The 22,560-nt window shown below is 65.8% G+C and carries 19 protein-coding genes and 1 tRNA gene; 10 read left to right on the forward strand and 10 right to left on the reverse strand.

Annotated features, from left to right (window positions below):
• The first annotated feature begins 16 nt into the window (after positions 1 to 16).
• The gene (gene ccsB / locus Q2T94_RS13590; protein ID WP_302264999.1) at positions 17 to 1,033 is read left to right on the forward strand and encodes a c-type cytochrome biogenesis protein CcsB; all 1,017 of its coding nucleotides are present in this window, start codon (positions 17 to 19) and stop codon (positions 1,031 to 1,033) included.
• Between the two features lie 360 nt (positions 1,034 to 1,393).
• A tRNA-Met gene (locus tag Q2T94_RS13595) sits at positions 1,394 to 1,467 on the forward strand.
• Positions 1,468 to 1,918: 451 nt separating this feature from the next.
• Here the strand turns inward: Q2T94_RS13595 and Q2T94_RS13600 are convergent.
• Positions 1,919 to 2,335, reverse strand: a complete 417-nt coding sequence (locus tag Q2T94_RS13600) for a PLD nuclease N-terminal domain-containing protein (protein WP_302265001.1) — start codon at positions 2,333 to 2,335, stop codon at positions 1,919 to 1,921.
• A gap of 73 nt (positions 2,336 to 2,408) precedes the next feature.
• Here Q2T94_RS13600 and Q2T94_RS13605 point away from each other — a divergent pair, with 73 nt between their 5' ends.
• A complete protein-coding gene (locus Q2T94_RS13605) occupies positions 2,409 to 2,678 on the forward strand; it encodes a DUF4229 domain-containing protein (protein WP_264270446.1) in 270 nt (89 codons plus the stop codon).
• 259 nt (positions 2,679 to 2,937) lie between these two features.
• Here the strand turns inward: Q2T94_RS13605 and Q2T94_RS13610 are convergent, their stop codons facing one another.
• From Q2T94_RS13610 to Q2T94_RS13625, 4 genes are all read right to left on the reverse strand, one after another.
• Positions 2,938 to 3,825 (reverse strand): 1,4-dihydroxy-2-naphthoate polyprenyltransferase, encoded by an 888-nt coding sequence (locus Q2T94_RS13610; RefSeq protein ID WP_302265004.1) that lies wholly within the window; start codon positions 3,823 to 3,825, stop codon positions 2,938 to 2,940.
• A 92-nt stretch (positions 3,826 to 3,917) separates the two neighbouring features.
• On the reverse strand, positions 3,918 to 5,285 hold the full coding sequence (locus Q2T94_RS13615; RefSeq protein ID WP_264270448.1) for a short-chain fatty acid transporter: 1,368 nt from the start codon (positions 5,283 to 5,285) through the stop codon (positions 3,918 to 3,920).
• Between the two features lie 158 nt (positions 5,286 to 5,443).
• On the reverse strand, positions 5,444 to 6,571 hold the full coding sequence (locus Q2T94_RS13620) for an AMP-binding protein (RefSeq protein WP_302265006.1): 1,128 nt from the start codon (positions 6,569 to 6,571) through the stop codon (positions 5,444 to 5,446).
• A 21-nt stretch (positions 6,572 to 6,592) separates the two neighbouring features.
• Complete coding sequence (locus Q2T94_RS13625; protein WP_436836832.1) at positions 6,593 to 7,558, reverse strand: 1,4-dihydroxy-2-naphthoyl-CoA synthase; 966 nt, start codon at positions 7,556 to 7,558, stop codon at positions 6,593 to 6,595.
• 375 nt (positions 7,559 to 7,933) lie between these two features.
• Between Q2T94_RS13625 and Q2T94_RS13630 the strand changes: the two genes are divergently transcribed.
• Positions 7,934 to 9,385 (forward strand): amino acid permease, encoded by a 1,452-nt coding sequence (locus Q2T94_RS13630; RefSeq protein WP_302265010.1) that lies wholly within the window; start codon positions 7,934 to 7,936, stop codon positions 9,383 to 9,385.
• A 129-nt stretch (positions 9,386 to 9,514) separates the two neighbouring features.
• Here the strand turns inward: Q2T94_RS13630 and Q2T94_RS13635 are convergent, their stop codons facing one another.
• On the reverse strand, positions 9,515 to 10,975 hold the full coding sequence (locus Q2T94_RS13635) for an MFS transporter (RefSeq protein ID WP_302265012.1): 1,461 nt from the start codon (positions 10,973 to 10,975) through the stop codon (positions 9,515 to 9,517).
• Between the two features lie 346 nt (positions 10,976 to 11,321).
• On the opposite strand from Q2T94_RS13635, the gene Q2T94_RS13640 reads away from it, so the two are divergent.
• The 6 genes from Q2T94_RS13640 to Q2T94_RS13665 all read left to right on the forward strand — a co-directional run bounded on the left by Q2T94_RS13640 (position 11,322) and on the right by Q2T94_RS13665 (position 16,129).
• Positions 11,322 to 12,545: a thiolase family protein gene (locus Q2T94_RS13640; protein WP_302265014.1), complete on the forward strand. Its 1,224-nt coding sequence runs from the start codon at positions 11,322 to 11,324 to the stop codon at positions 12,543 to 12,545.
• Positions 12,546 to 12,549: 4 nt separating this feature from the next.
• Positions 12,550 to 13,335 carry an enoyl-CoA hydratase/isomerase family protein gene (locus Q2T94_RS13645; protein ID WP_302265016.1) on the forward strand — a complete coding sequence of 262 codons (786 nt, stop codon included), beginning with the start codon at positions 12,550 to 12,552 and terminating at the stop codon, positions 13,333 to 13,335.
• On the forward strand, positions 13,336 to 14,208 hold the full coding sequence (locus Q2T94_RS13650) for a 3-hydroxyacyl-CoA dehydrogenase family protein (protein WP_302265018.1): 873 nt from the start codon (positions 13,336 to 13,338) through the stop codon (positions 14,206 to 14,208).
• A 168-nt stretch (positions 14,209 to 14,376) separates the two neighbouring features.
• The gene (locus tag Q2T94_RS13655; RefSeq protein ID WP_264270456.1) at positions 14,377 to 14,766 is read left to right on the forward strand and encodes an antibiotic biosynthesis monooxygenase family protein; all 390 of its coding nucleotides are present in this window, start codon (positions 14,377 to 14,379) and stop codon (positions 14,764 to 14,766) included.
• A 29-nt stretch (positions 14,767 to 14,795) separates the two neighbouring features.
• On the forward strand, positions 14,796 to 15,527 hold the full coding sequence (locus Q2T94_RS13660; RefSeq protein ID WP_302265021.1) for a tyrosine-protein phosphatase: 732 nt from the start codon (positions 14,796 to 14,798) through the stop codon (positions 15,525 to 15,527).
• On the forward strand, positions 15,524 to 16,129 hold the full coding sequence (locus Q2T94_RS13665) for a GNAT family N-acetyltransferase (RefSeq protein ID WP_302265023.1): 606 nt from the start codon (positions 15,524 to 15,526) through the stop codon (positions 16,127 to 16,129). Before Q2T94_RS13660 ends, Q2T94_RS13665 begins: the two co-directional genes overlap by 4 nt.
• A gap of 62 nt (positions 16,130 to 16,191) precedes the next feature.
• On the opposite strand, the gene Q2T94_RS13670 is transcribed toward Q2T94_RS13665, so the two are convergent.
• The 4 genes from Q2T94_RS13670 to Q2T94_RS13685 all read right to left on the reverse strand — a co-directional run bounded on the left by Q2T94_RS13670 (position 16,192) and on the right by Q2T94_RS13685 (position 22,178).
• The gene (locus Q2T94_RS13670; RefSeq protein ID WP_302265025.1) at positions 16,192 to 16,770 is read right to left on the reverse strand and encodes a hypothetical protein; all 579 of its coding nucleotides are present in this window, start codon (positions 16,768 to 16,770) and stop codon (positions 16,192 to 16,194) included.
• A gap of 127 nt (positions 16,771 to 16,897) precedes the next feature.
• On the reverse strand, positions 16,898 to 19,312 hold the full coding sequence (locus tag Q2T94_RS13675; protein WP_367281544.1) for a GNAT family N-acetyltransferase: 2,415 nt from the start codon (positions 19,310 to 19,312) through the stop codon (positions 16,898 to 16,900).
• Positions 19,309 to 20,652 (reverse strand): lysine N(6)-hydroxylase/L-ornithine N(5)-oxygenase family protein, encoded by a 1,344-nt coding sequence (locus Q2T94_RS13680; RefSeq protein WP_302265026.1) that lies wholly within the window; start codon positions 20,650 to 20,652, stop codon positions 19,309 to 19,311. The genes Q2T94_RS13675 and Q2T94_RS13680 overlap by 4 nt, the downstream gene beginning before the upstream one ends.
• Positions 20,649 to 22,178 (reverse strand): pyridoxal phosphate-dependent decarboxylase family protein, encoded by a 1,530-nt coding sequence (locus Q2T94_RS13685; protein WP_302265028.1) that lies wholly within the window; start codon positions 22,176 to 22,178, stop codon positions 20,649 to 20,651. Before Q2T94_RS13685 ends, Q2T94_RS13680 begins: the two co-directional genes overlap by 4 nt.
• Between the last annotated feature and the right edge of the window lie 382 nt (positions 22,179 to 22,560).

Below are 22,560 nucleotides of genomic sequence, written 5' to 3' on the forward strand. Positions count from 1 at the left end.
CCCTTTGGAAAACGACATGCCCACGATCAACGTGGCCCTGGGACAGTACAGCGACTTGTTCATGTTGCTGGCGGCAATTGTCTACGCCTCGGCTTTTATCGCCTTCGCATGGGACCTTGCCAAGTCCAGCAAGATGATCCAGGAGATCGATGCAGCAACGCTCGCATCGGAACAGAAGACCTTGGTTGCGGCCGGTGTCCGGGATGCCCCTCCGGCGGGCGGTTCGTCGAACCCGTTGGTCAATGAATCCATGGACTACACAGCAGCCTCCGCAAAGCGCATGGCAGCGAAGGTTGCCGTTTCCCTGACTTGGCTGGGCGTGCTGTTGCAGGGCTTCGCCGTGGTTGCCCGTGGCATTGCGGCCGCTCGCGTGCCCTGGGGCAACATGTACGAGTTCCTCTCCACAGGATCCTTCCTGGTGGCCCTGGTGTTTTCGATCGTGTTGTTGAAAAAGGACCTTCGCTTCATGGGCACCTTCGTCATCGGCCTGGTCACCGTGATGCTGTGCGGCGCCACCATGGGCTTCCCGACTCCCGTGGCCCACTTGGTGCCCGCTCTGCAGAGCTACTGGTTGATCATTCACGTCTCCATCGCGGTACTTGCCTCGGCCCTGTTCACGATCACCTTCGCCATGAACGTGCTCCAACTCGTGCAACATGCCCGAATGGATGCACTTGCCGCAGGCAAGAAGGACAAGATGCCGTTCATGCGGTTGGTCCCCGGCGCAGCACCTCTGGAAAACTTTGCTTACCGCATCAATGCGGTTGCCTTCGTGATGTGGACCTTCACAGTCATGGCCGGAGCGATCTGGGCCGAGGCAGCCTGGGGCCGTTACTGGGGCTGGGACACCAAGGAAGTCTGGAGCTTCGTCATCTGGGTTGTCTACGCAGGCTACCTGCACGCCCGGGCAACGGGCGGTTGGACAGGTGCCCGTTCGGCCTGGCTGAGCATCATTGGTTACCTCTGCATCGTCTTCAACTTCACCATCGTGAACATTTACTTCAACGGCCTGCACTCGTACGCCGGCATCTAAGGCCAGCCCTTGGAGCCCTGTGGCCCCGTACGCGTCAAATGACGGGTACGGGGCCACCGGCGTTAATGCGCCCGGGGAGAGGCCTCGCGGGCGGATGCAGCAGCCCCAAGCCGCCGGAGGGGCGGGGCTCGGCAACACCGGTGCGGATCTGCCGCAGGGGAGACTGCCGGAAGCGCCCACTCCATGGCGAAGGTGACCGAGTTCACTGTGCAATATTCTGTGTTCGCCGGTCTTTAGGCAATGAAAGTGGCTGAACGTGACCGTCGATGGCCGGAATATGCCGCAATTCTAGGTAAATTCACCTAATTGACCGCTCGATTAGGTGGCTGGGTCATCCACTGTTATTGTTGTATCTACCGACGCGGGGTGGAGCAGTTCGGTAGCTCGCCGGGCTCATAACCCGGAGGTCACAGGTTCAAATCCTGTCCCCGCCACAAAGAAACAGCCTTTGTTCCCGAATGGGAACAGAGGCTGTTTGCTTTAACGAGGATCCCGTCTCGCGGACCAAAATTATAGGGGCCGCTTGGTCAACGGGCGCCGCTTCGTAAGTCATCGCGGGCAACGAGAACGTCCCGAACTTTGGAATCCCCACCACAAGGTGCCGGACCCACATGCTCGAGTTCGCCACCGCGCAGGGTCACCAGCCGCTAGCAGTTGCGTGAAGCGAAGTATTGGGCCGATTGTCGCGACACCAATACCGTTATTAATGAAACTCCAGGAGCAGGCATGCCCTCTGTGCGGACAATGGAAGGCGCCGCGCGATGGGCGAGTGTGCTGCACAAGCTGGGCTGGATCATCACCGTCAGTGGAAAATAAGCAAATGGTCGGATGGCCCACGAAATTCGTGGGCCATCCGACCATGGGGTGGTGCCGATGGAATATTCCCTACGGCGTGTGTCGCGGGGTGTCTTCCGTGGGATTGCCGCCTTCATCGCGCGGCTTGCCGTTTTCGTCGCCGGGCTTGCCGTCTTCGCGCAATTTGCTTTCGAGCGCTTTCAATTCGGCTTCCTTGCGGCGCTTTTCCTCCTCGCGGGCCTTGTTGCGCCGCTGGATTTCCAGGTTGCGAAGGAACTCGGGATCATCGTCGGGCGCTCCGGTTGCGCCCCTGCGTGTCTGTGACGGCCGTTCGTCGGAAACCGACTTGGGTCGTCCCAGCCAGAACCACAGCCCCGCCCCGATCAGCGGCAGCAAAATGATGGCAGCGAACCAGCCACTCTTGGGCAGTGAACGGACCTCGCTCGAGGGAGTGCGCACGCATTCGATCAAGGCATAGATGGTTATCGCGAGTGCAACCAATGCCATAAAAATAAAGTTCCGGACCATAGATACAGTCTAGTGAATTTATCTGTGTTCTGGCTGCGTCTAGACTGTACGGGTGCAGTTCTTCAAGTACACCGTGATTCGGTTGGCCCTCTTTTTCGCAGTATTCCTACCACTGGCTTATCTCCTGATGTGGCCCATATTCACCGCGGGCCTAGTCGCGCTGGTGATCGCGTTTGCCCTGAGCTACCTGTTCCTGAACAAGTTGCGCGTGGCGGCCAACGCCGACGTGCAAAAAATGTTCAACTCCAAGGGGCCCAAGAAGTCCCGGCAAGACCTTGACGACGAAGCAGCCGAAGACCGGTTCCTGGACGGCGAGCAGTAACCCAACGGATTCGTGTCTCCGCGGTGGGCTGGCGGATGCAACTGGACCAGGTGCCACCGCCAGACCCCAATGATGTTTACAGGCCTGTCGACGGACCGTGGAGCGGCGTCCCATCGCAGGTGTGTTCTTGGCCGGAACACCATGAGGCCTGAGGAAGCCTTGGTAGTCGTACCTATCTGTAACACCCAGGGGCCCGGTCATGGAGATGACCGGGCCCCTGGGCACGAATTTTCCGACGCGATGGTCGCGGACGGAAACGCTAGGCCAGAGCCAGCTCCATCACGATTGCCACTGTGAAAAGCGCCGCGTAGACGAGGTTGATGATGCCCGTCTGCTTGAGCACCGGGATCAGTGCGCCGGGCTCGTGATTGCGCAACACCGTCCAGCTTGGCAGTACACACAACGGCACCGTCAGCAGGACGAGCCACATCCATGCGTGCGTGGACACCATGACCAGCGGCAACAGGATGGCCAGGGTCAGCATCATGACGTAGCTGATGCGCGCGGCAGGGTCTCCCAGCCGCACTGCCAGAGTCATCTTTCCGACTTCCTTGTCGGTGGGGATGTCACGGATGTTGTTGGCCATCAATAGTGCGGTGGCGATGAGGCCGGTTCCCACGGCTCCGATGTAGGCAGGCAGCGTCAACTGGTGTGCCTGGGTGTACGCCGTCCCCAGCGTGGCCACGAGGCCGAAGAAGATGAACACGAATACCTCGCCCAGCCCCCGATAGCCATAGGGGTTCTTGCCGCCGGTGTAACCCCACGCGGCGAAGATGGCCGCCAGGCCGACCAATAGCAGCGGCCAGGATGCCGTGGACACCACCAGGAACGCTCCCACGATCCCGGCGAGCCCGAAACAGGCAAAGGCAGCGTTGCGGACCGTGGTCGGTTTTGCCAGGCCGGAGCCGGTCAGTCGCAACGGCCCCACGCGGACATCGTCGGTGCCGCGGATGCCGTCGGAGTAGTCGTTGGCATAGTTCACCCCGACCTGGAGCAGCAGCCCGACCACCAGGGCCAGGATGGCTTCGAGCCAGGCAGGTTTTCCGGTGGTGTCCACGGCGGCCGCCGTGCCAATAATCACCGGCGCAATCACAATGGGCAGGGTCCGCAAGCGTGCGCCCTCAACCCATTGGGCAATCGTAGCCACCATCAATCCTCTCGCTGCCGGGAAAAACATGCAGCTACCATTCTCTCCCGCGCGGTGGCAGGGGAGAAATTCCGGCGGCGCCCGGGACGTACCTAGAACGAGACGATCAGCAAGGTCGCGGCAAAAACAATCCCGGAGGCGACCAGCACAATCGTGGTGTATCCCAGGATGTCACGCATCTTCAACCCGGCAATTGCCAGCAGTGGCAAGGCCCAGAACGGCTGGATCATGTTGGTCCACTGGTCGCCGTAGGCCACAGCCATGATCGGGATGGCCGGGTCCACGCCCAGTTCCGCCGCCGCGGTGAGCATGATCGGCGCCTGCACGGCAAACTGCCCACCGCCCGAGGGAACAAAGAAGTTCACCAACCCGGCCGAGAGAAACGCCAGCACGCCGAAGGTCTGCGGCGTGGAGATCGACACGAACACATCCGAGAGCACCTGGATCAGCCCGGTCCCGGTCATGATGCCCAGGATTCCGGCGTAGAGCGGGAACTGCAGCAGGATCTCCCCGACATTCGATGCCGCGTGCTTGGTCAGCGCCATCAGCTCGAACGGGCTGCGCACCAGCACCAGGATCAGGGCCAGGAAGGACCAGTTGACGATGTCCAGGGTCAGCGTGCCGCCGGTGGAGAAGTGGATGACGAGGTAGGCCAGCAGCATCGCCCCGAGCAGCAGCGTGGGCAGGCGGCTGGCGTCCAGCCTGTCGGCGGGCGTGGTGACCTCGTCGTCGACGGCCACGAGTTCCTCACGGGCGTCCTGGACCAGTTCCACGATCTTGTCGTTCCCGCGCGGGGCCACCAGGTACAGGGACAGGGCAACCATGACGATGGCGGCAACGGCGGCGATCATGTTCCAGGAGGAGAAAGTGGTCTCGGAAATCGACAGCGGGCCGCCGAGCTGCTTGGCGATGAACGAGTCGGGCGTCGCCGCGGTCAGCGGACCGGAACCCGAATAGCCCATGTGCCAGACGACAAAACCGGCAAACCCGGAGGCAACCAGCATCGGGAAATGGAAGGCGATGCCGCGTTCGCGGCCCTGGGCAGCGACCTCCCGGGCCAGTAGCCCGCCGACCACCAGGCCCAGCCCCCAGGTGATCAGCGAAGCCACGGCGGCCACCAGGAAGACAAACACGTAGCCGGCCAGGGCGGTCTGCGGGACGCGTCCCAAAAAGCGCAGGAGCCTTCGCACCGGCCGGGTGTTGGCGAGGATGAATCCCAGCATCAGCACCAGGGCCATCTGGGTGATGAAGGCCAACAGGCCCGCCAGCCCGTCGCCCCAGCTTTGGACGATGAGCAGCGGGCTGGAACGGGTGACGACCAGCGCCAGCAGCGCCACGATGAAGGTGAGGGCAATGGCGAAGACCAGGGCCGAGGGGATGAATCGTTCGACAAGGTTGTTGACGGGCCGCATGGCCCGGGAAATAGCTGTTCCACCTTGCGGTGCGGCTGTTTTGCTCATGAAATAACACCTCTTTGTGCTGATCCGACAGTTGGCCTGGGCAGCAAAAGCGAAGCTGGCCAGTGATAATGCCCACCATACGTCAGGATCACCCGCGTCAGGCCAAGCCCGGCGCGTATCGACGGTTCGGCGCGCTGCCAGGATCCGCGGCCGGCAGGTCAGCGTGGTGTTTCAGCCAGCCAGGCGGCGAGCGACATCCTGTCGACCTTGCCATTGGGCAGCAGAGGCAGCGCCTCGAGCGCCTGCAGGCGGCGCGGCACCGCGGCGGCACCGAGCGATGCGCGCACGGCCGCGGACAGGGCCTCGGGGGCGGCGCTTCCCACATAGGCGGCGGCGATCTGCTGGCCCCATTGCGCATCCGGCACGGGAACCACCGCCGCCGCCGAGACACCGGGCAGGGCCTCGAGGACGCGCTGGACCTGGGCGGCCGAGACCTTGACCCCGCCGGTGATGATGACGTCGTCGGCCCGCCCGGACACCGAAAGCATGCCGTCGGCGTAGCTTCCCAGATCGTCGGTCGCGTACCAGCGCACCCCCGACCCGTCTACGCTGAAGTGCCTGGCGGTCAGGCCGGCGTCCCCGAGGTAGCCGGAGGCGATGGTTGGCCCGCCCAGCATGATCCGCCCGTCGACGACCTTGACCTGCACTCCAGGCAGGGCCCGGGCATCGTAGACGCAGCCACCGGCGGTCTCGCTGGAACCGTAGGTGAGGTGCAGCTTAAGCGAATGCCTTGCTGCCTCCTTCAGGACCGCGCGCGGGGCACGTGCCCCGCCCAGCAGGATGGCGTCGAAGCGTTGCAACGTGGAAATGGTCTCCGCGTCCGGATCTTCCAACAGTCGCTGCAGCTGGGTGGGGACCAGGGAGACCAGGCGTTTGCGGTCGGTCAGGGCCGAGGCGGCCTCATTGAAGCCCCGGGCGGTAAAGCTCTGCTCCAGGTCCATCGCCCACGGCCGGGTTCCGGCATATAGGCTGCGGGTCAACACGGCCAGGCCTGCCACGAAATGGATCGGCAACGGGAGCAGCCACTGGCCCTCGAATCCGAGGTATTCGGCCGTGGCCATCGAAGAGGAGGCCAGTGCATCGATCGACAGCGCGGTGCGCTTCGGGGTCCCCGTGGACCCCGAGGTGCGCACCACCGCCGCGATTGCCTCGAGTCCCTCCAGCTCCGCCCGGGCCACCGGGTTCACGACGTAGTCGTTGTTCGTGGTGCCCGGGAGGATCTCCACGGCCGGCCCTTCCTCGTTCAGGGATGCTGAAAGGGCAACGAGCGCGGAATCTGGATTCATGGGTGCCGGGGTTCCTTGGGCCTAGAAGTAGTACGGGTGGGCTGACCAGTCGGGGTCGCGTTTTTGGAGGAAGGCGTCGCGGCCCTCCACGGCCTCGTCGGTCATGTAGGCCATGCGGGTGGCTTCGCCGGCGAAGACCTGCTGCCCGGCCAGCCCGTCGTCGGCCAGGTTGAAGGCGAACTTGAGCATGCGGATGGCCTGGGGGGATTGCTTGGCGATGTCCGCTGCATATTCCAGGGCGACTTCCTCGAGGCGGGCGTGGTCCACGGCCTCGTTGACCGCGCCCATGGAGACCATGTCCTCTGCGGAGTGCTCGCGGGCCAGGAAGAAGATCGAGCGGGCGTTCTTTTGCCCGACCTGGCGGGCCAGGAGCGCCGAACCGTAGCCTGCGTCGAAGGAGCCGACGGTGGCGTCGGTCTGCTTGAACTTGCCGTGCTCGCGGGAGGCGATGGTGAGGTCCGAGACCACGTGCAGCGAGTGCCCGCCGCCGGCGGCCCAGCCGTTGACCACTGCAATGACGACCTTGGGCATGGTGCGCATCAGGCGCTGGACCTCAAGGATGTGCAGGCGTCCGGCGCGGGCGGGGTCGATCGAGTCGGCGGTCTCTCCCTCAGCGTAGCGGTAGCCGTCGCGGCCGCGGATGCGCTGGTCCCCGCCGGAGCAGAAGGAATGCCCGCCGTCTTTGGGGGAGGGGCCGTTTCCGGTCAGCAGCACCGTTGCCACATCGGAGCTCATCCTGGCGTGGTCCATGATGCGGTACAGCTCGTCCACGGTGCCGGGGCGGAACGCGTTGCGGACCTCCGGGCGGTTGAAGGCGATCCGCACGGTCGGCAGGTCGCGCACGACCGTGCCGGCGGAATCACGTTCGACCTGGCGGTGGTAGGTCATGTCCTCGAGGTCGAAGCCCTCGACCACGCGCCACTGCATGGGGTCGAAAATGTCGGAAACCTTGGCTGGCAATTGTTCGGTGGAATCATGGGTGCTCACAACCATGAATGCTATAGGTTCGGTAGCCGCGGGGGCGAAAGCGGCTCGGGCCCCCGGCTTTGTGGATCGGCGGAAACCCATGGCCTTCAGTTCTGGCGCAACTGTTGAACAATTAATAATTGCTCTTTGCCTGGGCTTGTGATCCACGTCAAATATTCATCTCACTAGGGCGATTGCAAAACGCATGGTGTCCTGGATCACAGTTGAGCGGCGTTTTGGCTGGTTCCCCAACTTCATGTTGGATGGCAAAGTGCGGTAGGTTTGCCGTTTGCACCCCCACTAAATGTGTGAGCGGGCACCCCTGAAAAGGGCCTGGCCTGGTGCCTTCCCCGTTGCATCGATGCGGGTAGATTGAGTCGCCAAAGGAGCTACGCGGTGGAACCCCACAACGTCCGAGAACACCAGCCCGATACCTCCACCAGAGACGCCGACGTGACGGCCGAGGGCTACAAGAAAACCCTCACCCGCAGGCACGTCCAGATGATCGCCATGGGTGGCGCCATCGGCGTGGGCCTGTTCATGGGGGCAGGTGGCCGCTTGGCCACGACCGGGCCCGCCTTGATCTTCTCCTACGCCATTGCCGGTGTGATTGCGTACTTCCTGATGCGTGCGCTGGGCGAACTCATCATGTACCGCCAGTCCTCGGGGTCCTTCGTTTCCTATGCCGGTGAGCTTTTCGGGGCCAAGGGGGCCTTCCTTTCGGGCTGGATGTACGTGCTGAACTGGGCCATGACGGGCATTGCCGAGCTCATCGCCATCGGGCTGTACTTCACCTACTTCTTCCCGGGCGTCCCGGTGGAGGCCGCAGCGCTGTGCGCGCTGGGCCTGTTGATCGCCGTGAACCTCTTCAGCGCCAAGGCGTTTGCCGAGTTCGAGTTCTGGGCATCGTTCCTAAAGGTCGCTGCCATCGTGCTCTTCCTGTGCATCGGCACCTACCTCGTGGTGACCAACGCGCAGGTGGGGGTCGGGCACGCCTCGGTCTCCAACTTGTTCGCCGGCGAGGGCGGCATGTTCCCGCGCGGATTCATGATCACCATCCTGGTCCTCAACGCCGTCATCTTCGCCTACAACGCCATCGAACTGGTCGGCATCACCGCCGGCGAGATGGAAGACCCTGCCAGGGAAGTCCCCGCAGCCATCCGCGCCGTCGTGGTGCGCATCGTCGTCTTCTACGTCGGCTCGGTGACGCTGCTGGCCATGATCGTGCCGTGGAACCAGTACAAGGCCGGGGAAAGCCCGTTCGTCACCGTCTTTGACCAGTTGGGCTGGGGCTGGATCGGCGGCGTCATGAACTTCGTGGTCATCACCGCGGCGCTGAGCTCCTGCAACTCGGGGCTGTACTCCATCGGCCGCGTCTTCCGCGCGATGGCGAACAACGGCCACGCCCCGCAGTGGTTGACCAAGATGAACAAGCGCTACGTCCCCTATGCCGGCATCCTGGCCATCGGCGGCGTGTACTTCGTGGGCATCATCCTCAACGTCTGGCTTGGCGGAACCTACGCCTTCGATCTGGCCCTGAACACCGCATCGATCGGTGTCCTGTTCACCTGGGGCTCGATCTTCGCCTGCCAGCTGATGCTGCGCAAGAAGCGCGGCAAGGTCTCTTCCCTGCCGATGCCGGGGGCGCCCTACAGCAGCTGGGCGGGCCTGATCGCCCTGGCAATCATCACGGTGCTGATCGGCTTTGACACGCTCACCGGACCGGACGGCGAAGTCTTCCCGCTCGGCCTGTACACCATTGCCTGCATCCCGCTGATTGCAGTCGGCCTCTGGATCGGCTGGCAGAAGGCCAAGCACAACACGGCCAAGAGCGAGCTCTACTCCTAGGGCTTCATTCGGGTCGGGCGTTGCGAACGACAAAACGGTGGGTGGGTGGTTCCCAAGATATCCTTGGGAACCACCCACCCACCGTCGTTTGCAGGCCTTCGCCTCATGCGGGGCTGCTCTCGGGCCGTACTAGGATCGGGGTACGAGAGCCTCGGCGTCCGTTTCCGGGTCGGTGCCGGCCAGGATGCCGGTCTCGTGGGCGTCCGGAATCTCGGTTCCGCGCAACGATGCCCCGGCGGTCTCGGGCAGGTACCGTGTGGCCACCAGGCCGATGGCGCAGGCTGCCATCATGTAGATGGCCGGGAACAACAGGAAATCGGTCTCGTTGATGACGGCCTCGTTGACCATGGCCGCGGTACCGCCGAAGATCGCTGTCGCCACGTTGTAGGTCACTGCAAAACCGGCGAACCTGACGTGGGACGGGAACATGGCCGGGAAGGTGGCCGTGATCGTGGCTAGCTGCGGGATGTAGAGCAGGCCCAGGATGGCGAACCCGAGGATCGCGAGCGGGAAACTCTTGCCCATGAGCCAGAACAGCGGCAGGGCCAGCACGAAGAGGCCGATCAGCGACGCGAACCACAGGGGTTTTCGTCCCACCTTGTCCGAAAGTGATCCGGCAAAGGGGATGACGGCCATCATCGCGACCTCGCCGACCAGGATCACCATCAGGGACGCCTTCGGATCCAGGCCCAGCTGGCCCTCGAGATAGGTCGGCATGTAGCTCAGCAACGTGTAGTTCACGACGTTCAGGGCGATCACCAGGCCGCTCATGATGAGCATCGGGCGCCAGTAGCCGCGGATAAGCGTGCGCAGCGAGCTCGATACCTGGACCTCGCCCCGCTCCTCGAGTTCCTGGAAGACCGGGGTGTCTTCCAGCTTGTTTCGCAGGTAGAGGCCAATCAGGCCCATGGGCAGGGCCATCATGAACGGCACGCGCCAGCCCCAGTCCATCATTGCCTCGTCGCTCAGCGCGACCTGGAAGCCCAGCATCACGGCCGTGCCCAGGGCGAAGCCGCCGAGGGTCCCGAACTCCAGGAACGACCCAAAGAAGCCGCGCTTCTTGTCGGGGGAGTATTCGGCCATGAACGTTGCGGCGCCGCCGTACTCGCCGCCGGTGGAGAAGCCCTGGATCATCCGCAGGAGCACCAGCAGGACCGGTGCCAAGACGCCGACCTGCTCAAAGGTCGGCAGGATGCCGATGAAGAATGTAGCCAGGGACATCATCAGGATGGTGAGGGCCAGGATGTGCTTGCGGCCCAACTTGTCGCCCAGCGGTCCCCAGACCAGGCCGCCGAGCGGCCTGACCAGGAAGGAGAGTGCGAAGGTGCCCAGCGCCATGAGGGTTCCGCCCTCGGTGGGGAAAAAGTGGAACGTAATGTAGGTGACTGCCACGGCGTAGACGCCGTAATCAAACCATTCGGTGAGGTTGCCCATGGCCGAGGCGGCAGTTGCCTTGCGGATTTCGCTGCGGCCGGCGGTGGTGGATAGATCCGGGCCGATGTCTTCGCCAAAATCCACGGGGTCGGTGGTCTGGGATGCCACCGGTGCGGGGTTGTTTAGTTGGTTGGGTTGGCTGTTTTCCGGCTGCATTACTGCTCCGTTTGCTATTCAGCTTTCCGTCGACCGGATGCCCGTCCAAATCCATGTTGACGGCCTTGGACGGTGACGGTCCACGATCCGGACAGGGTCCGGAGTCGGTCAAGTGGAAGACGATACGGCAGTGATTGGGGTCGGTCAAACCGGAGAGTTTGCCGACCATGAGGTTGACCGCGCTTATGGCATGATGGGATTGTATTAGTGAACGAATGGTCGGTAATTCTTCCGCGCTCCGCCCGGAGCCGGTCGCCGAAGCCAAACCACGGAGCATTGCAGGTCTTTCCCGCCGGGTTTCCGGTGGGAACCATCCAGGCGTGTGCCCCATGACAAAGGAGTTGTTATGACCGAGGCTTTCTTGGTGGGCGGAGCCCGCACCCCGGTAGGACGTTATGGCGGGGCATTGAGCAGCGTGCGCCCGGACGACTTGGCCGCACTGGCCATCCGTGCCGCCGTGGAGCGAGCCGGAATCGACCCGGCAGACGTCGACGAGGTCATCTTCGGCAACGCCAATGGCGCCGGCGAGGAAAACCGCAACGTCGCACGCATGGCCTGGCTGCTTGCAGGCTTCGAGGACAGCGTTCCGGGCATCACCGTCAACCGCCTCTGCGCCTCGGGCATGAGCGCCATCACCATGGCCAGCCACATGATCAAGGCAGGTGCCGCCGACATCGTCGTCGCCGGTGGCGTGGAGTCCATGTCGCGCGCCCCGTGGGTGATGGAAAAGCCGGACAAGGCCTTCGCCAAGCCGGGAGCCACCTTCGACACCTCGATCGGCTGGCGTTTCCCGAACCCCGAATTCCTCTCCGGTGAGCTTTCCCGGGAGGGCAAGGCCACCTTCTCCATGCCGGAAACGGCCGAGGAAGTCGCCCGTGTTTACAACACCTCCCGCGAGGACTGCGACGCCTTCGCCGTGCGCTCGCACGAACGCGCCATCGCCGCCATCGAGGCCGGACGCTTCAAGGACGAAATCGTCCCGGTCACCGTCAAGTCCCGCAAGGGCGAAACCATCGTCGACACCGACGAGGGACCGCGCCCCGGCACCACCTTCGAGGTGCTCTCCGCGCTGCGTCCGGTCGTCAAGGGCGGCACCGTGGTCACCGCGGGCAACGCCTCCACGCTCAACGACGGTGCCTCGGCGATCATCGTGGCCTCCGAAGCGGCCATCAAGAAATACGGGCTGACCCCGCGTGCCCGCATCATCGACGGCGCCTCCGCCGGCCTGGCCCCGGAAATCATGGGCATGGGCCCGGTTCCGGCCAGCCGCAAGGTCCTGGAACGCTCCGGTTACTCGGTCGATGACCTGGCCGCCGTGGAACTCAACGAGGCCTTCGCCTCGCAGTCGCTGGCTTCCATGCGCGAGCTCGGCATCGACCCGGAGATCGTGAACCGGGACGGCGGCGCCATCGCCCTGGGCCACCCGCTGGGCTCCTCGGGATCACGCATCGTCATCACCCTGCTCGGACGCCTGGAACGCGAGGCGAAGGCCGGCGGATCCAAGCTGGGCCTGGCCACCATGTGCGTGGGCGTCGGCCAGGGCGCGGCCCTGCTCATCGAGGGTGTCTAGGGGGATGGGGGAGACGCTGAACGCCTCCGCATTCCAGACCCTGAAGGTCTCCGAGTCCGCCGACCGGCTGAACGTGCAGCTTGACCGCCCCCAGGTCAAGAATGCCATCGACCAGCTGATGGTCGACGAGCTGCACGCGGTCTGCGCCTACCTGGAGCGCACGCCGAAGATCATGGTGCTCTCCGGCACCCCCGCGGACCCGGAAACCGGGGCCAAGGGCGTCTTCGCCTCCGGTGCCGACATCGCCCAGTTGCGCGAGCGCCGCCGGGATGACGCGCTGGCCGGCATCAACTCCGGCATTTTCGACAGGATCGCCAAGCTGCCGATGCCCGTCATCGCGGCCCTCGATGGCTTCGCCCTGGGCGGCGGCGCCGAGCTGGCCTACGCGGCCGACTTCCGCATCGGCACCCCCGAATTGCGCATGGGCAACCCGGAAACCGGGCTCGGCATCATGGCCGCTGCGGGTGCCACCTGGCGCCTGAAGGAACTTGTGGGCGAACCGGTTGCCAAGGAGATCCTGTTGGCGGGCAAGGTGCTCAAGGGCGAGGAGGCCCTGCGCGTCGGGCTCATCACCGAGCTGGTCGAGGGACCCGACTTGATGGCAGCCGCCTCGGCCTTGGCCGACCGCATCGGCACCCAGGACGCCCTTGCCGTGCGCATCACCAAGTCCGTGTTCCACACCCCGCGCGAGGCACACCCCGTCATCGACACCCTTGCCCAGGGGATGCTCTTTGAATCCCAGGCAAAATTCGACCGCATGCAAGCCTTCTTGGACAGGAAGAAAAAGTAAATGAGTGAAACACCCAACACCCTTCCGGCCAAGGTCGGCGTCCTCGGCGGCGGCCGCATGGGCGCGGGCATTGCCCATGCCTTCCTGGTCAAAGGCTGCGACGTGGTGGTCGTCGAGCGCGACGAGGATTCCGCCCAGGGCGCCTACGAGCGCGTTGCCGGCTCCGCGGCGAAGTCCATCGAACGCGGAGGGTTGGACGAAACCTATGAGCAGGTCACCGCACGCCTGAGCGTCTCGGTTGACTACGCGGCCTTCGCGGACCGCGAGCTGGTGGTCGAGGCGGTCCCGGAAATCTGGGAACTGAAGGTCTCCTCGCTCAAGAAGGTCGAGGAAAACCTCGCGCAGGACGCGATCCTGGCCTCGAACACCTCCTCGCTGTCCATGAGCGGCCTGGCCCAGGAGCTGGCTCGCCCGGAGAACTTCCTGGGCCTGCACTTCTTCAACCCGGTCCCGGCGTCCACGCTTATCGAGGTCGTCATCGCCAAGCAGAGCGCGCCGGAGCTCATCGAGAAGGCCCGCGGCTGGGTTGCGGCCCTGGGCAAGACCGCCGTCGTGGTCAACGACGCCCCGGGCTTCGCCTCCTCGCGCCTGGGCGTGGCCATCGCGCTGGAAGCCATGCGCATGGTCGAGGAGGGCGTGGCCAGCGCCGAGGACATCGACAACGCCATGGTGCTGGGTTACAAGCACCCCACCGGCCCGCTGAAGACCACCGACATTGTGGGCCTTGACGTGCGCCTGGGCATTGCCGAGTACCTGCACGAGACCCTGGGCGACCGCTTTGCCCCGCCGCAGATCCTGCGCGACCTGGTTGAGCAGGGCCACCTAGGCCGCAAGACCGGCAAGGGCTTCTACGACTGGGCCGCTTCCAAGTAGTCCGGCTGTAACCGAAGCCGGTGGTGCCGGGGATTATTGATCCGTGGCACTACCGGCTTTCGTGTCTCCACATTGCCGGGACACAATGGGCAGCGGCGGAGTTCTTGGATAGGTTGGAAACCGAGCCGTCCAGGCACACTGGCGGCCACCGTGGGAAGGAATACAACCATGTACGTCGTCACCAACCGCATTGATGTTCCGGCGGAACGGGCAGCAGCCTTCGAGGAACGTTTCATCGGCAACATGCGCAACAACCTGCCCAAGGTTGCCGGCCTGTCCCGCGCCACGCTTGACCGCCCGGTGGATGAAAACACCCCGTACAAGGTCACCATGGAATTCGACTCCGAGTCGGACTTCGAAACCTGGCGCGACTCCGAAGCATTCCGCTCCGCGCATGGCCGGCCCGCGTCGGCAGCCCCCGGAAACGGCGGCCCGGCAACCGAGGCACCGAAGGCCGAGGCACCCGGAACCGCGGATCCCCAGGCCGCTGCGCCGCGTGCTGCGACGGGTCCGGAGCACCACATCCGCATAGAAACGTTTGAGGGCGGCCGGGCGTAGGGGGGCGGAAAAGCGCGATGGTGGAATCCATGGACCAGCCGCAGTGGGAAGGTGCAGTCAACGCGCGGGTCGTGCTGGGCAGCATTTACCGCATGGGCAGGCGCGAGTGGCTGACCGGTGCCGGATGGCAGCAGGCCCACGCCGACGGCGTGCGCACGGTCATTGACCTGCGCAACCCCGATGAGGTGCGCCGGCGCCCCACGGACCCCCAAGTGGACGAGGCGGCCACGGCCGGAATCACCATCGTGAACGCCCCCACCGAGGAACCGGGGCATCCGGAATTCACGCAGCTCGCGGTGCCTTACATGAACCATCCGCGGATGTATCCGCGAAACGTCGAGTTCTTCCCGGACCGCATCGCCGATGTGTTCCAGCAGATTGCCGCGGCCCGCGGAAAGGTCGTGCTGCATTGCTCGGCCGGGCGCGACCGCACCGGGTTGATCGTCTCGATGTTGCTCAAGTTGGCCGGCCGGGCCGATCTGCTCGAATCCCAATACGAGGCCTCGCTCCGGGGGATCAACGACTGGCACAAGGTCAGTCCCGTGAAGCACCCGCACGAGTCCTACATCGAGGAACGGGACCTGGTGGGGCCGCTGAACGAGAGGTTGGAGGCGCTGGGCCAATTCGTTGATTCCCTGGGCGTCGAATCGTTCCTGCTCGAACACGGGCTGAGCACCGCCGAGCTGGAAACGATCAGGGAGAAGATGGCGTCCGGCCCGACGGGCGGGGACACCGGGCCGCACCCCGGGATGGACCCATGACAAGGATCGAGCCCCTGACGTTGCGCGGGCCCCTGGTTACGCTCGAACCCCTGCGCCACGGGCACCACGACGAGCTGCTCGATGCGGTTCGCGACGGCGAACCCTGGAAGCTTTGGTACACGGCGGTTCCGGAACCGCAGCAGATGCGCGCCGAGATCGATCGCCGGCTTCAATTGCAGGGGCAGGGATCGATGTTGCCGTTCGTCGCCCGGCGCAATGCCGATTCCGTGGTGCTGGGCATGACCACCTACATGGACATCGATCCGACAATGCCCAGGCTCGAGATCGGGTCGACCTGGAACCGGGCCTCGGTGAGCGGGACCGGCACAAACGTCGACTCCAAGCTCCTGCTGCTCAGACACGCCTTCGAGGTCCTTGGCTGCCCGGCCGTCGAGTTCCGCACGCATTGGATGAATATGCCCTCCCGCGCCGCCATTGAACGCCTCGGTTCAAAACTCGACGGCGTGCTGCGCTCCCACCGACGCATGGCCGACGGGTCGTTGCGCGACACCTGTGTCTATTCGATCATCGCCTCCGAATGGCCCCAGGTTCGGGCAGGGCTTGAGCATCGGCTGGCCCGGCACCTGTGCAACCAGGCGTAGCAGAGGACGGAACCACCGGGTCCCGCCGCGGGAACGAGAAGCGCGCCACCGGGAGTCGACGGTCAGCCGTCGAACGGCGCCCGCGTGTAGCTGAACACGATGACCTCCGCCGAGACCTCGGCGGAGGGGGCGAAATCGACGAAGACCGACCCGACGCCGTCGGGCAGGCCGCCGGAGCCTCCCGAGGCACCGCTGGTGTTGCAGGAACTGGAAGCAGCTCCGTAGTCGCTGCCCGTGGTGCCGTCCGCGATATCGAGGCTGTACCGTGCTTCCTCGGCGCACCAGACGTAGTGTCCGATGGCGTTGGCCTCGTCGTCCAGCCGGATGATGGCACGCTGGCCGCCCTCCGACTTTTCGGCATAGAGCAGTTGCACGGACCCGGGAACGGCGGAGTCGTAGGTGAAAGTGCCCTCAAGCATCGCTCGGGCCGGGGAACTTTTCGAGAGGCCCGACACCCGCTCGGCGAGTCCCACGGTGGAGTAGGTCTTCACATTCGGGACCGGGGTACCGGGTATCGGCTCGACCGGCAGCGGCTCGGCTACCGGGGAGGAAGCCGGTGACGGCAGCTCCAGCGGGACGCAGCCGGTCATCGCCGAAGCCAGGAGCGCTGCCGCCAACGCAGTGGTCAGATACCGTTTCATCGTTTGAGCCTAGCCGTTGGAGCTGGCCAAGCGGCAAGCGCACCATAACGTTCGGGCATCATCTGGGCGCAGGGCAACGGACGGCGGCGGCTGGCCGGGATCGCCCGAAGGCGGCCCCGGCCGGTTCTCAGCGCCCGCGCCCGGCCATCGGATTGGCCAGGGTGCCGGCGTAGATCAGCCCGCCGGACTGGTCGGTGAGATCCAGCATCTGCGCGTTGTTGCGCAGCTGCAGCCGGTTCAGGCAGGAGAGCTCGAACGACCCGGCAAAGAGCTCCAGGGCGTCGAACGCTTCGGCCGTTTCCGGGTGGCGTTCCCGGTAGGCCAGCAGCCGCTGCGCCGCGGTGGCCCAGAACGCGCCCTCGGTGCAAACCCCTTCGCGGGCCAGCGCCGGGGCAAGGAAGCGCAGGAAGCAGTCGACGATGTCGGTGAAGACCACCAGTCTGCGCTCGGACTCGGGGACGGTCGCGCGGATCCGCTCGACCTCCGGCGGCAGCGGTTGCCTGTCCCCGAGGATGGCGATCTCCTCGGCCAGGTCCTTGTGCAGCACGCGGACGGGCACGGAGTCCTGAAGCACCAGGATGACGTTTTCCCCGTGCGGCATGAACGCCAGGTCGTAGCGGCACAGGCAATGCACCAGCGGGATGAGGTAGGCGTCGAAGTAGCGGGCGAGCCAGTCGGTGGCTTCGAGTCCCGAGCGGCGGACGTGGGCCGCAGCCAGCGACGCGCCGGCGGAATCCAGGTGCAGCAGCGAAGCCATGGTGGCCAGCTGCTGGCCGGGCTCGATGAGTCCGGCGGGCGATTCGCGCCAGAGGGCGGCAAGCATCTTTCGCTGCGGTGTATCCTTCCCTGCCGCCGCGAAGAGCGGGTTGGAATAGCCGACGGCGGCGATCTCGCGCAGCAGCCCCACGTTGCCGTGGCGCAGCTCCTCGTCGTTTTCGAAGAGCGAGGTGAGCCAGGCGTTGATGGCCGGGGTCGCCTCCATGTAGGCCGCCGAGAGCCCGCGCATGAAGCCCATGTTCAGCACCGACAGCGCTGTCTTCACGTAGTGGCGTGCCGGTGCACTGCGGTTGAAGAAGGTGCGGATCGACTGCTGCGGCTGGTAGAGGTCATCCCCGGCACCCAGGTGCACCAGGTGCCCGCTGGCGACGTCGGCGGCGAAGCTGATCGCGAGCTTGTGTTCCCACTGCCAGGGGTGGATCGGCAACAACAGGAAGTCGGCAGGATCCAGCCCGCTGCCGGCACAGGACTCGGCGATCCGCGCCCGGAAGCGGGCCAGCTGCCGCGGCCCCAGCTCGGAGAGCAGCAGGGACTCGGCGTCCAGTCCCGGCAGGGAGCTGTAGCTGGCGCGGGAAGTGTGCGCGGCCAGCCACTGCAGCGCGAGCGCGCCCCCGGTCTCCGGGGCGTAGGACAGGAAGTCGTTGGCCCCCAGGCCCAGGCGGCCGTTGTTGGCCACGAAGCAGGGGTGCCCCTCGGTCATCGCCGCCTCGGTCCGCTGGAAGTCGCCCACCGCGTCCCCGGTCCCGGCGGCCAGCTCGGCGGCGCTGGCGGTGGAGTGCAGCTGCTTGTAGCAGTGCGAAGCCAGCGTGCTGCCGATCTCCTCGAGGTACACCGGAAGCTGCGCCGCGGACAGGCCCAGGGTGTCGCCAAAGGCCAGCACAAAGCCGGCGGCGTCGGGGGCGGAGGGTTCCCCGTTGATGGACACGTGCAGCGAGTCGGGGTCGATCACCCAGTGCTCGAGCCCGTGCACCGTGGCGGTGAAGCCGTACTCGTGGTTGCCGGCGGCCACCGTCCAGCCTGCGTCCCCGGGCACCGGGTCGAGCAGTCTTTCGTGGGTGAACTCGGCGATGGCCTTGGCCAGCAGGTGCCGGTTTGCCGTCTCCCAGCGTCCGGGGGACAGGTGCGCCGCTGCGGTGGAGGGCCGCCCGGTGGCTGCGGCAAAGTCGGCCCGCGTGCAGTGGGACAGCAGGGCGGTCTTGGCCGGGGCCCCGGCTCCGGCGGGCAGCTGGATCCGGGCTGCCGGACGGAAGCCGAGCCGGGAGTTCAGCGAGTGGACGGCGGTGTTCGCGGCGTCGGGCTCCACCACCACGCGCAGCACCGCGGGGTCGGCGAAGAGGTGGGCGAGCGCCGCCTCCATGGCAGCGGCGCTGAAGCCCGGCAGCGACCTGCCGTCGCCGGGTCCGGCGAGCAGCAGGTGCATGCCCGCATCCCCGTGCCGGTGCGCGTAGCGGCCGGCGAGCACCGAGTGCTCCGGGGCGTAGTGCTCCAGCAGGAACACCGGTTCGAGTGCCGCTGACAGGTCCCCGGCGGGCAGCAGGCCCAGCAGCACGTGGTGGTGGGGATCGGCGTTCAGTTCCCGGTAGGCGCTGCCGACCTCCTGGACGGTGGAGCCGAGCATGCCCCAGTAGCCGGCGCGTTCGGTGTTGACCCAGCCGTGCAGCAGCTCGGCGTCGGCGGCGGGGTCGAAGCGGCGGAAGCTGAATTCGGTGGCCTCCGGTGCGGTGCGGCGGGCCGCGGGCAGGACAATGGCCGGGGTGGACATCATGCGTGGGCTCCTTCGAGTGTGGGGGTGAGGGGTGCCGGGGAACCGGGGGCGGGGCTGCCGAAGGACTGGAAGCCGATGCGTTTTTCGACGGCGTAGTGCCCGTGGCCCAGGATCCGGTTGATGATCACCGAGTTGCGGTAGGCGCCCATGCCCAGGTCCGGGGCGGTGAAGCCGTGGGTATGCAGTTCGGCGTTTTGCACCAACACGTCGGCATCGTCGCTGACGGCGTACCCGCGGTCCACGTCGAGCCGTCCGTCGGGCAGCCGGTTGATGCGTGCCCCGAGGTCGGCCAGGAACGCCGGCTCGCGGTAGGTGTAGCCGGTGGCCAGCACCAGGGTGTCCGCGACGGTGTCGAAGCCGCCGCCGTCGTCCTGGTTGCGCAGGTGCAATTGCAGGGCACCGTCCCGGTGCCCCAGGCCTTCGAGCGAGGTCGCCGCGCGCAGGGTGACAGGGGTGTGGCCGGAGACCTGGCGGCGGTAGAGCATTTCGTGGATTTCATCGATCAAATCCGCGTTGATGCCCTTGTAGAGTCCCTTCTGGCGGGCAGAGAGCGCATCGCGGGTGCCTTGTGGCAGCCCATGGAAGTGGTCGATGTACTCGGGCGAGGTCATTTCCAGGGTCAGCTTGGTGTATTCGAGCGGGAAGAAGCGCGGGGAGCGGGTCACCCATTCAAGGTGCTGGTCCGGGCGCAGCGAACCGAGCAGGTCGGCGAAGACCTCCGCGGCACTTTGTCCGCTGCCCACCACCGCGATGCGGGATCCAGAGGCGATGGCCTCGCGGGCGGAGCGGTAGCCGCTGGTGTGCACCACGGACCCGGAGGCCAGCACGCATTCGGGCACGGATGCGGGCACATAGGGGACGGTCCCGGTGCCGAGCACCAGGCGCCGGGTGCGCACGGTGTGCACCCCCTCGGCGTTGTGCACGTCGAGTTCGTACACCCCGTTCGCGTGGCGGGCGGCGGCGACGTGGGCGCCGAAACGCACCGAGGGCAGGCGCGCGGCCGCCCAACGCAGGTAGTTGTTGTACTCCTCGCGCAGCGGGTAGAAGTTCTCGCGGATGTAGAACGGGTAGAGGCGTCCGGTGTCCTTGAGGTGGTTCAAGAAGGAGAGCGGGTGGGAGGGATCGGCCATGGTGACCAGGTCGGCCATGAAGGGCACCTGCAGGTGGGTGCCCTCAAGCATCATGCCCGGGTGCCAGGCGAACTCCTCGGAGCTCTCGAGCACCAACACGTCGAGTCCGGGCACGGGGTTGGCCAGCGCGGCGAAGCCGAGGTTGAAGGGCCCGGCGCCGATGCCGACGGCGTCGTAAATGCGGGTGGTGTCGAAGAGTTCGTTACTCATGCCTGCACCTGGCCCAGGGTGCGCTCGCCGGAGATCCGGCGGCCGTGGGCGACGATGGCCTCCAGGATGGCGGCGACGTCTCCGATGCCGGTCTGCGGGTTCAGCAGCGTGAGCTTGAGGTGGCGGACCCCCTCGATGGTGGTGGCAGCGACCATGGCCTCCCCGGATTCGTAGAGCGCCCTGCGGATTTCGTTGGCCAGCGGTTCGAGGTCCCCGTCGGGCACGGGAAGGGCAGGAACATAGCGGAAGACGACGGTGCTGAGCTGGACCTCTGCGGCGAGCTCGAGTTCGGGGTGCTCCTTCACCAGGGTGCCGGCCGCTGCGGCCAGGTCCATCACGGTGTCGAACATCGTCCCGAGGGCCTCGGCGCCGATCGAGCGCAGCGTGACCCAGAGCTTCAGCGCGTCGAAGCGCCGCGTGGTGGCCAGGGACTTGTCGACCTGGTTGGGTGCGCGCCCGGCCTCGGCGGCAGGGTTCAGGTACTCGGCGTGGTGCGATACCAGGGCGAGCCTGGCACGGTCGCGGACGAGGATCGCGCTGGAGCCGATGGGCTGGAAGAAGGACTTGTGGAAATCCACTGTCACCGAGTCGGCGGCCTCGATTCCGGCGAGCAGTCCACGGTGGCGCGGGGATCCGAGCAACCCGCAGCCGTAGGCGGCATCGACGTGGAACCAGGCCCCGTATTCGGCGGCCAGGGCCCCGATGCCCGGCAGCGGGTCGATGGCCCCGAAATCGGTGGTGCCCGCGGTGGCCACGATGGCCAGCGCATGCAACCCTGCCGCGCGGTCGGCGGCCAGGGCGGCCTGAAGCGCCACGGCATCCATCCGGTGGAGGCCATCGACGGGAACTGCAACAACTGCCTCGGCGCCCAGCCCCAACAGGGACGCGGAGGTGGAGATGCTGAAGTGGCTGTCCGCAGAGGCGTAGATGCGCAGCCCGGCAAGGCGTTCGGGCAGGCTTCCGGGTTTGCCGGCAACCGCCGTGTTGCGGGCCAGCAGCATCGCCTGCAGGTTCGAGGCGGTGCCGCCGCTGGTGAAGACCCCGTCGGCGTCCGGGCCGAGCCCGGCAAGATCCGCGGCCCAATCGATGAGCCGCTGTTCAATGAGCGTGGCGCCGGCGCTTTGGTCCCAGGTGTCCATCGAGGTGTTCACCGTGGTGACCAGGGCCTCGGCGGCGATGGCGGGCAGCGCCACGGGGCAGTTCAGGTGCGCGGCGTAGCGCGGGTGGTGGAAATAGACCGCGTCGCGCAGGTACAGCTCGGTGGCTTCCTCCAGTGCGGCGGCGGTGTTGCCCAGCGGGGTGCGCAGGTCCACCGCGTCGAGCCGGGCGCGCAGCGCGGCCGGGCCGGGGCCGGTGGTCGGCCCCGCGGCGGCGGCGATGGATCGGGCCGCGAGCCTTGCGGCGGCGCCGAATTCCTCGGCCATGCGTTCGGCAGTGTCAGTGCCGAGCAGATGGTCGGCGGCGGTGCCCGCAAGGGATCGCGTGGGGGTGGACAGGGTTTGCGCCAGGGGACGTTGGGGCGTCATGGGGCTCCTTTGATATCGGGGGAATGCCACGAGATGGTAAGCAAAGGTTATGCTTGCCTAACTCGTACCGAGATATTAAAGGCATGGGCGAGGGCTCTAATACAAATTAAGTTCAATAAACAACCAATAAAGACCTAGTCGGACGGACAATAGTGCCCGTCCCACCAAGTCGTACCCGCAATGGACCGCGGGGAAGGTTTGGGTGCGCGTCACACTTCGCAAAGTCGGTCTTGTGCCGGTAGCCGTTCTGGCCCTGGCCGGGCATGGAGTGTGTGTACGCGGGCGGATTTCCCGGACGCGGGACGGTCCGTTCGTCCCAAGCCGCGAACCTCAGCTCCCGGCCGGTGAATCCTGCTCCGACGACGTGAGTTCGGCACCGGGG

The sequence above is a fragment of the Paeniglutamicibacter sulfureus genome (genome assembly GCF_030512175.1).
GTDB classification, from domain to species: Bacteria; Actinomycetota; Actinomycetes; order Actinomycetales; family Micrococcaceae; genus Paeniglutamicibacter; species Paeniglutamicibacter sulfureus.

Bases quoted from the DNA above. Each gene is read 5' to 3' on its own strand.
- Q2T94_RS13615 (WP_264270448.1), bottom strand. From the start codon at position 5,285: ATGAGCAAAACAGCCGCACCGCAAGGTGGAACAGCTATTTCCCGGGCC.
- Q2T94_RS13665 (WP_302265023.1), top strand. From the start codon at position 15,524: ATGACAAGGATCGAGCCCCTGACGTTGCGCGGGCCCCTGGTTACGCTC.
- Q2T94_RS13620 (WP_302265006.1), bottom strand. From the start codon at position 6,571: ATGAATCCAGATTCCGCGCTCGTTGCCCTTTCAGCATCCCTGAACGAG.
- Q2T94_RS13675 (WP_367281544.1), bottom strand. From the start codon at position 19,312: ATGATGTCCACCCCGGCCATTGTCCTGCCCGCGGCCCGCCGCACCGCA.
- Q2T94_RS13600 (WP_302265001.1), bottom strand. From the start codon at position 2,335: ATGGCATTGGTTGCACTCGCGATAACCATCTATGCCTTGATCGAATGC.
- Q2T94_RS13650 (WP_302265018.1), top strand. From the start codon at position 13,336: ATGAGTGAAACACCCAACACCCTTCCGGCCAAGGTCGGCGTCCTCGGC.
- Q2T94_RS13680 (WP_302265026.1), bottom strand. From the start codon at position 20,652: ATGAGTAACGAACTCTTCGACACCACCCGCATTTACGACGCCGTCGGC.
- Q2T94_RS13640 (WP_302265014.1), top strand. From the start codon at position 11,322: ATGACCGAGGCTTTCTTGGTGGGCGGAGCCCGCACCCCGGTAGGACGT.
- Q2T94_RS13655 (WP_264270456.1), top strand. From the start codon at position 14,377: ATGTACGTCGTCACCAACCGCATTGATGTTCCGGCGGAACGGGCAGCA.
- Q2T94_RS13685 (WP_302265028.1), bottom strand. From the start codon at position 22,178: ATGACGCCCCAACGTCCCCTGGCGCAAACCCTGTCCACCCCCACGCGA.
- Q2T94_RS13645 (WP_302265016.1), top strand. From the start codon at position 12,550: ATGGGGGAGACGCTGAACGCCTCCGCATTCCAGACCCTGAAGGTCTCC.
- Q2T94_RS13660 (WP_302265021.1), top strand. From the start codon at position 14,796: ATGGACCAGCCGCAGTGGGAAGGTGCAGTCAACGCGCGGGTCGTGCTG.
- ccsB (WP_302264999.1), top strand. From the start codon at position 17: ATGCCCACGATCAACGTGGCCCTGGGACAGTACAGCGACTTGTTCATG.
- Q2T94_RS13635 (WP_302265012.1), bottom strand. From the start codon at position 10,975: ATGCAGCCGGAAAACAGCCAACCCAACCAACTAAACAACCCCGCACCG.
- Q2T94_RS13670 (WP_302265025.1), bottom strand. From the start codon at position 16,770: ATGAAACGGTATCTGACCACTGCGTTGGCGGCAGCGCTCCTGGCTTCG.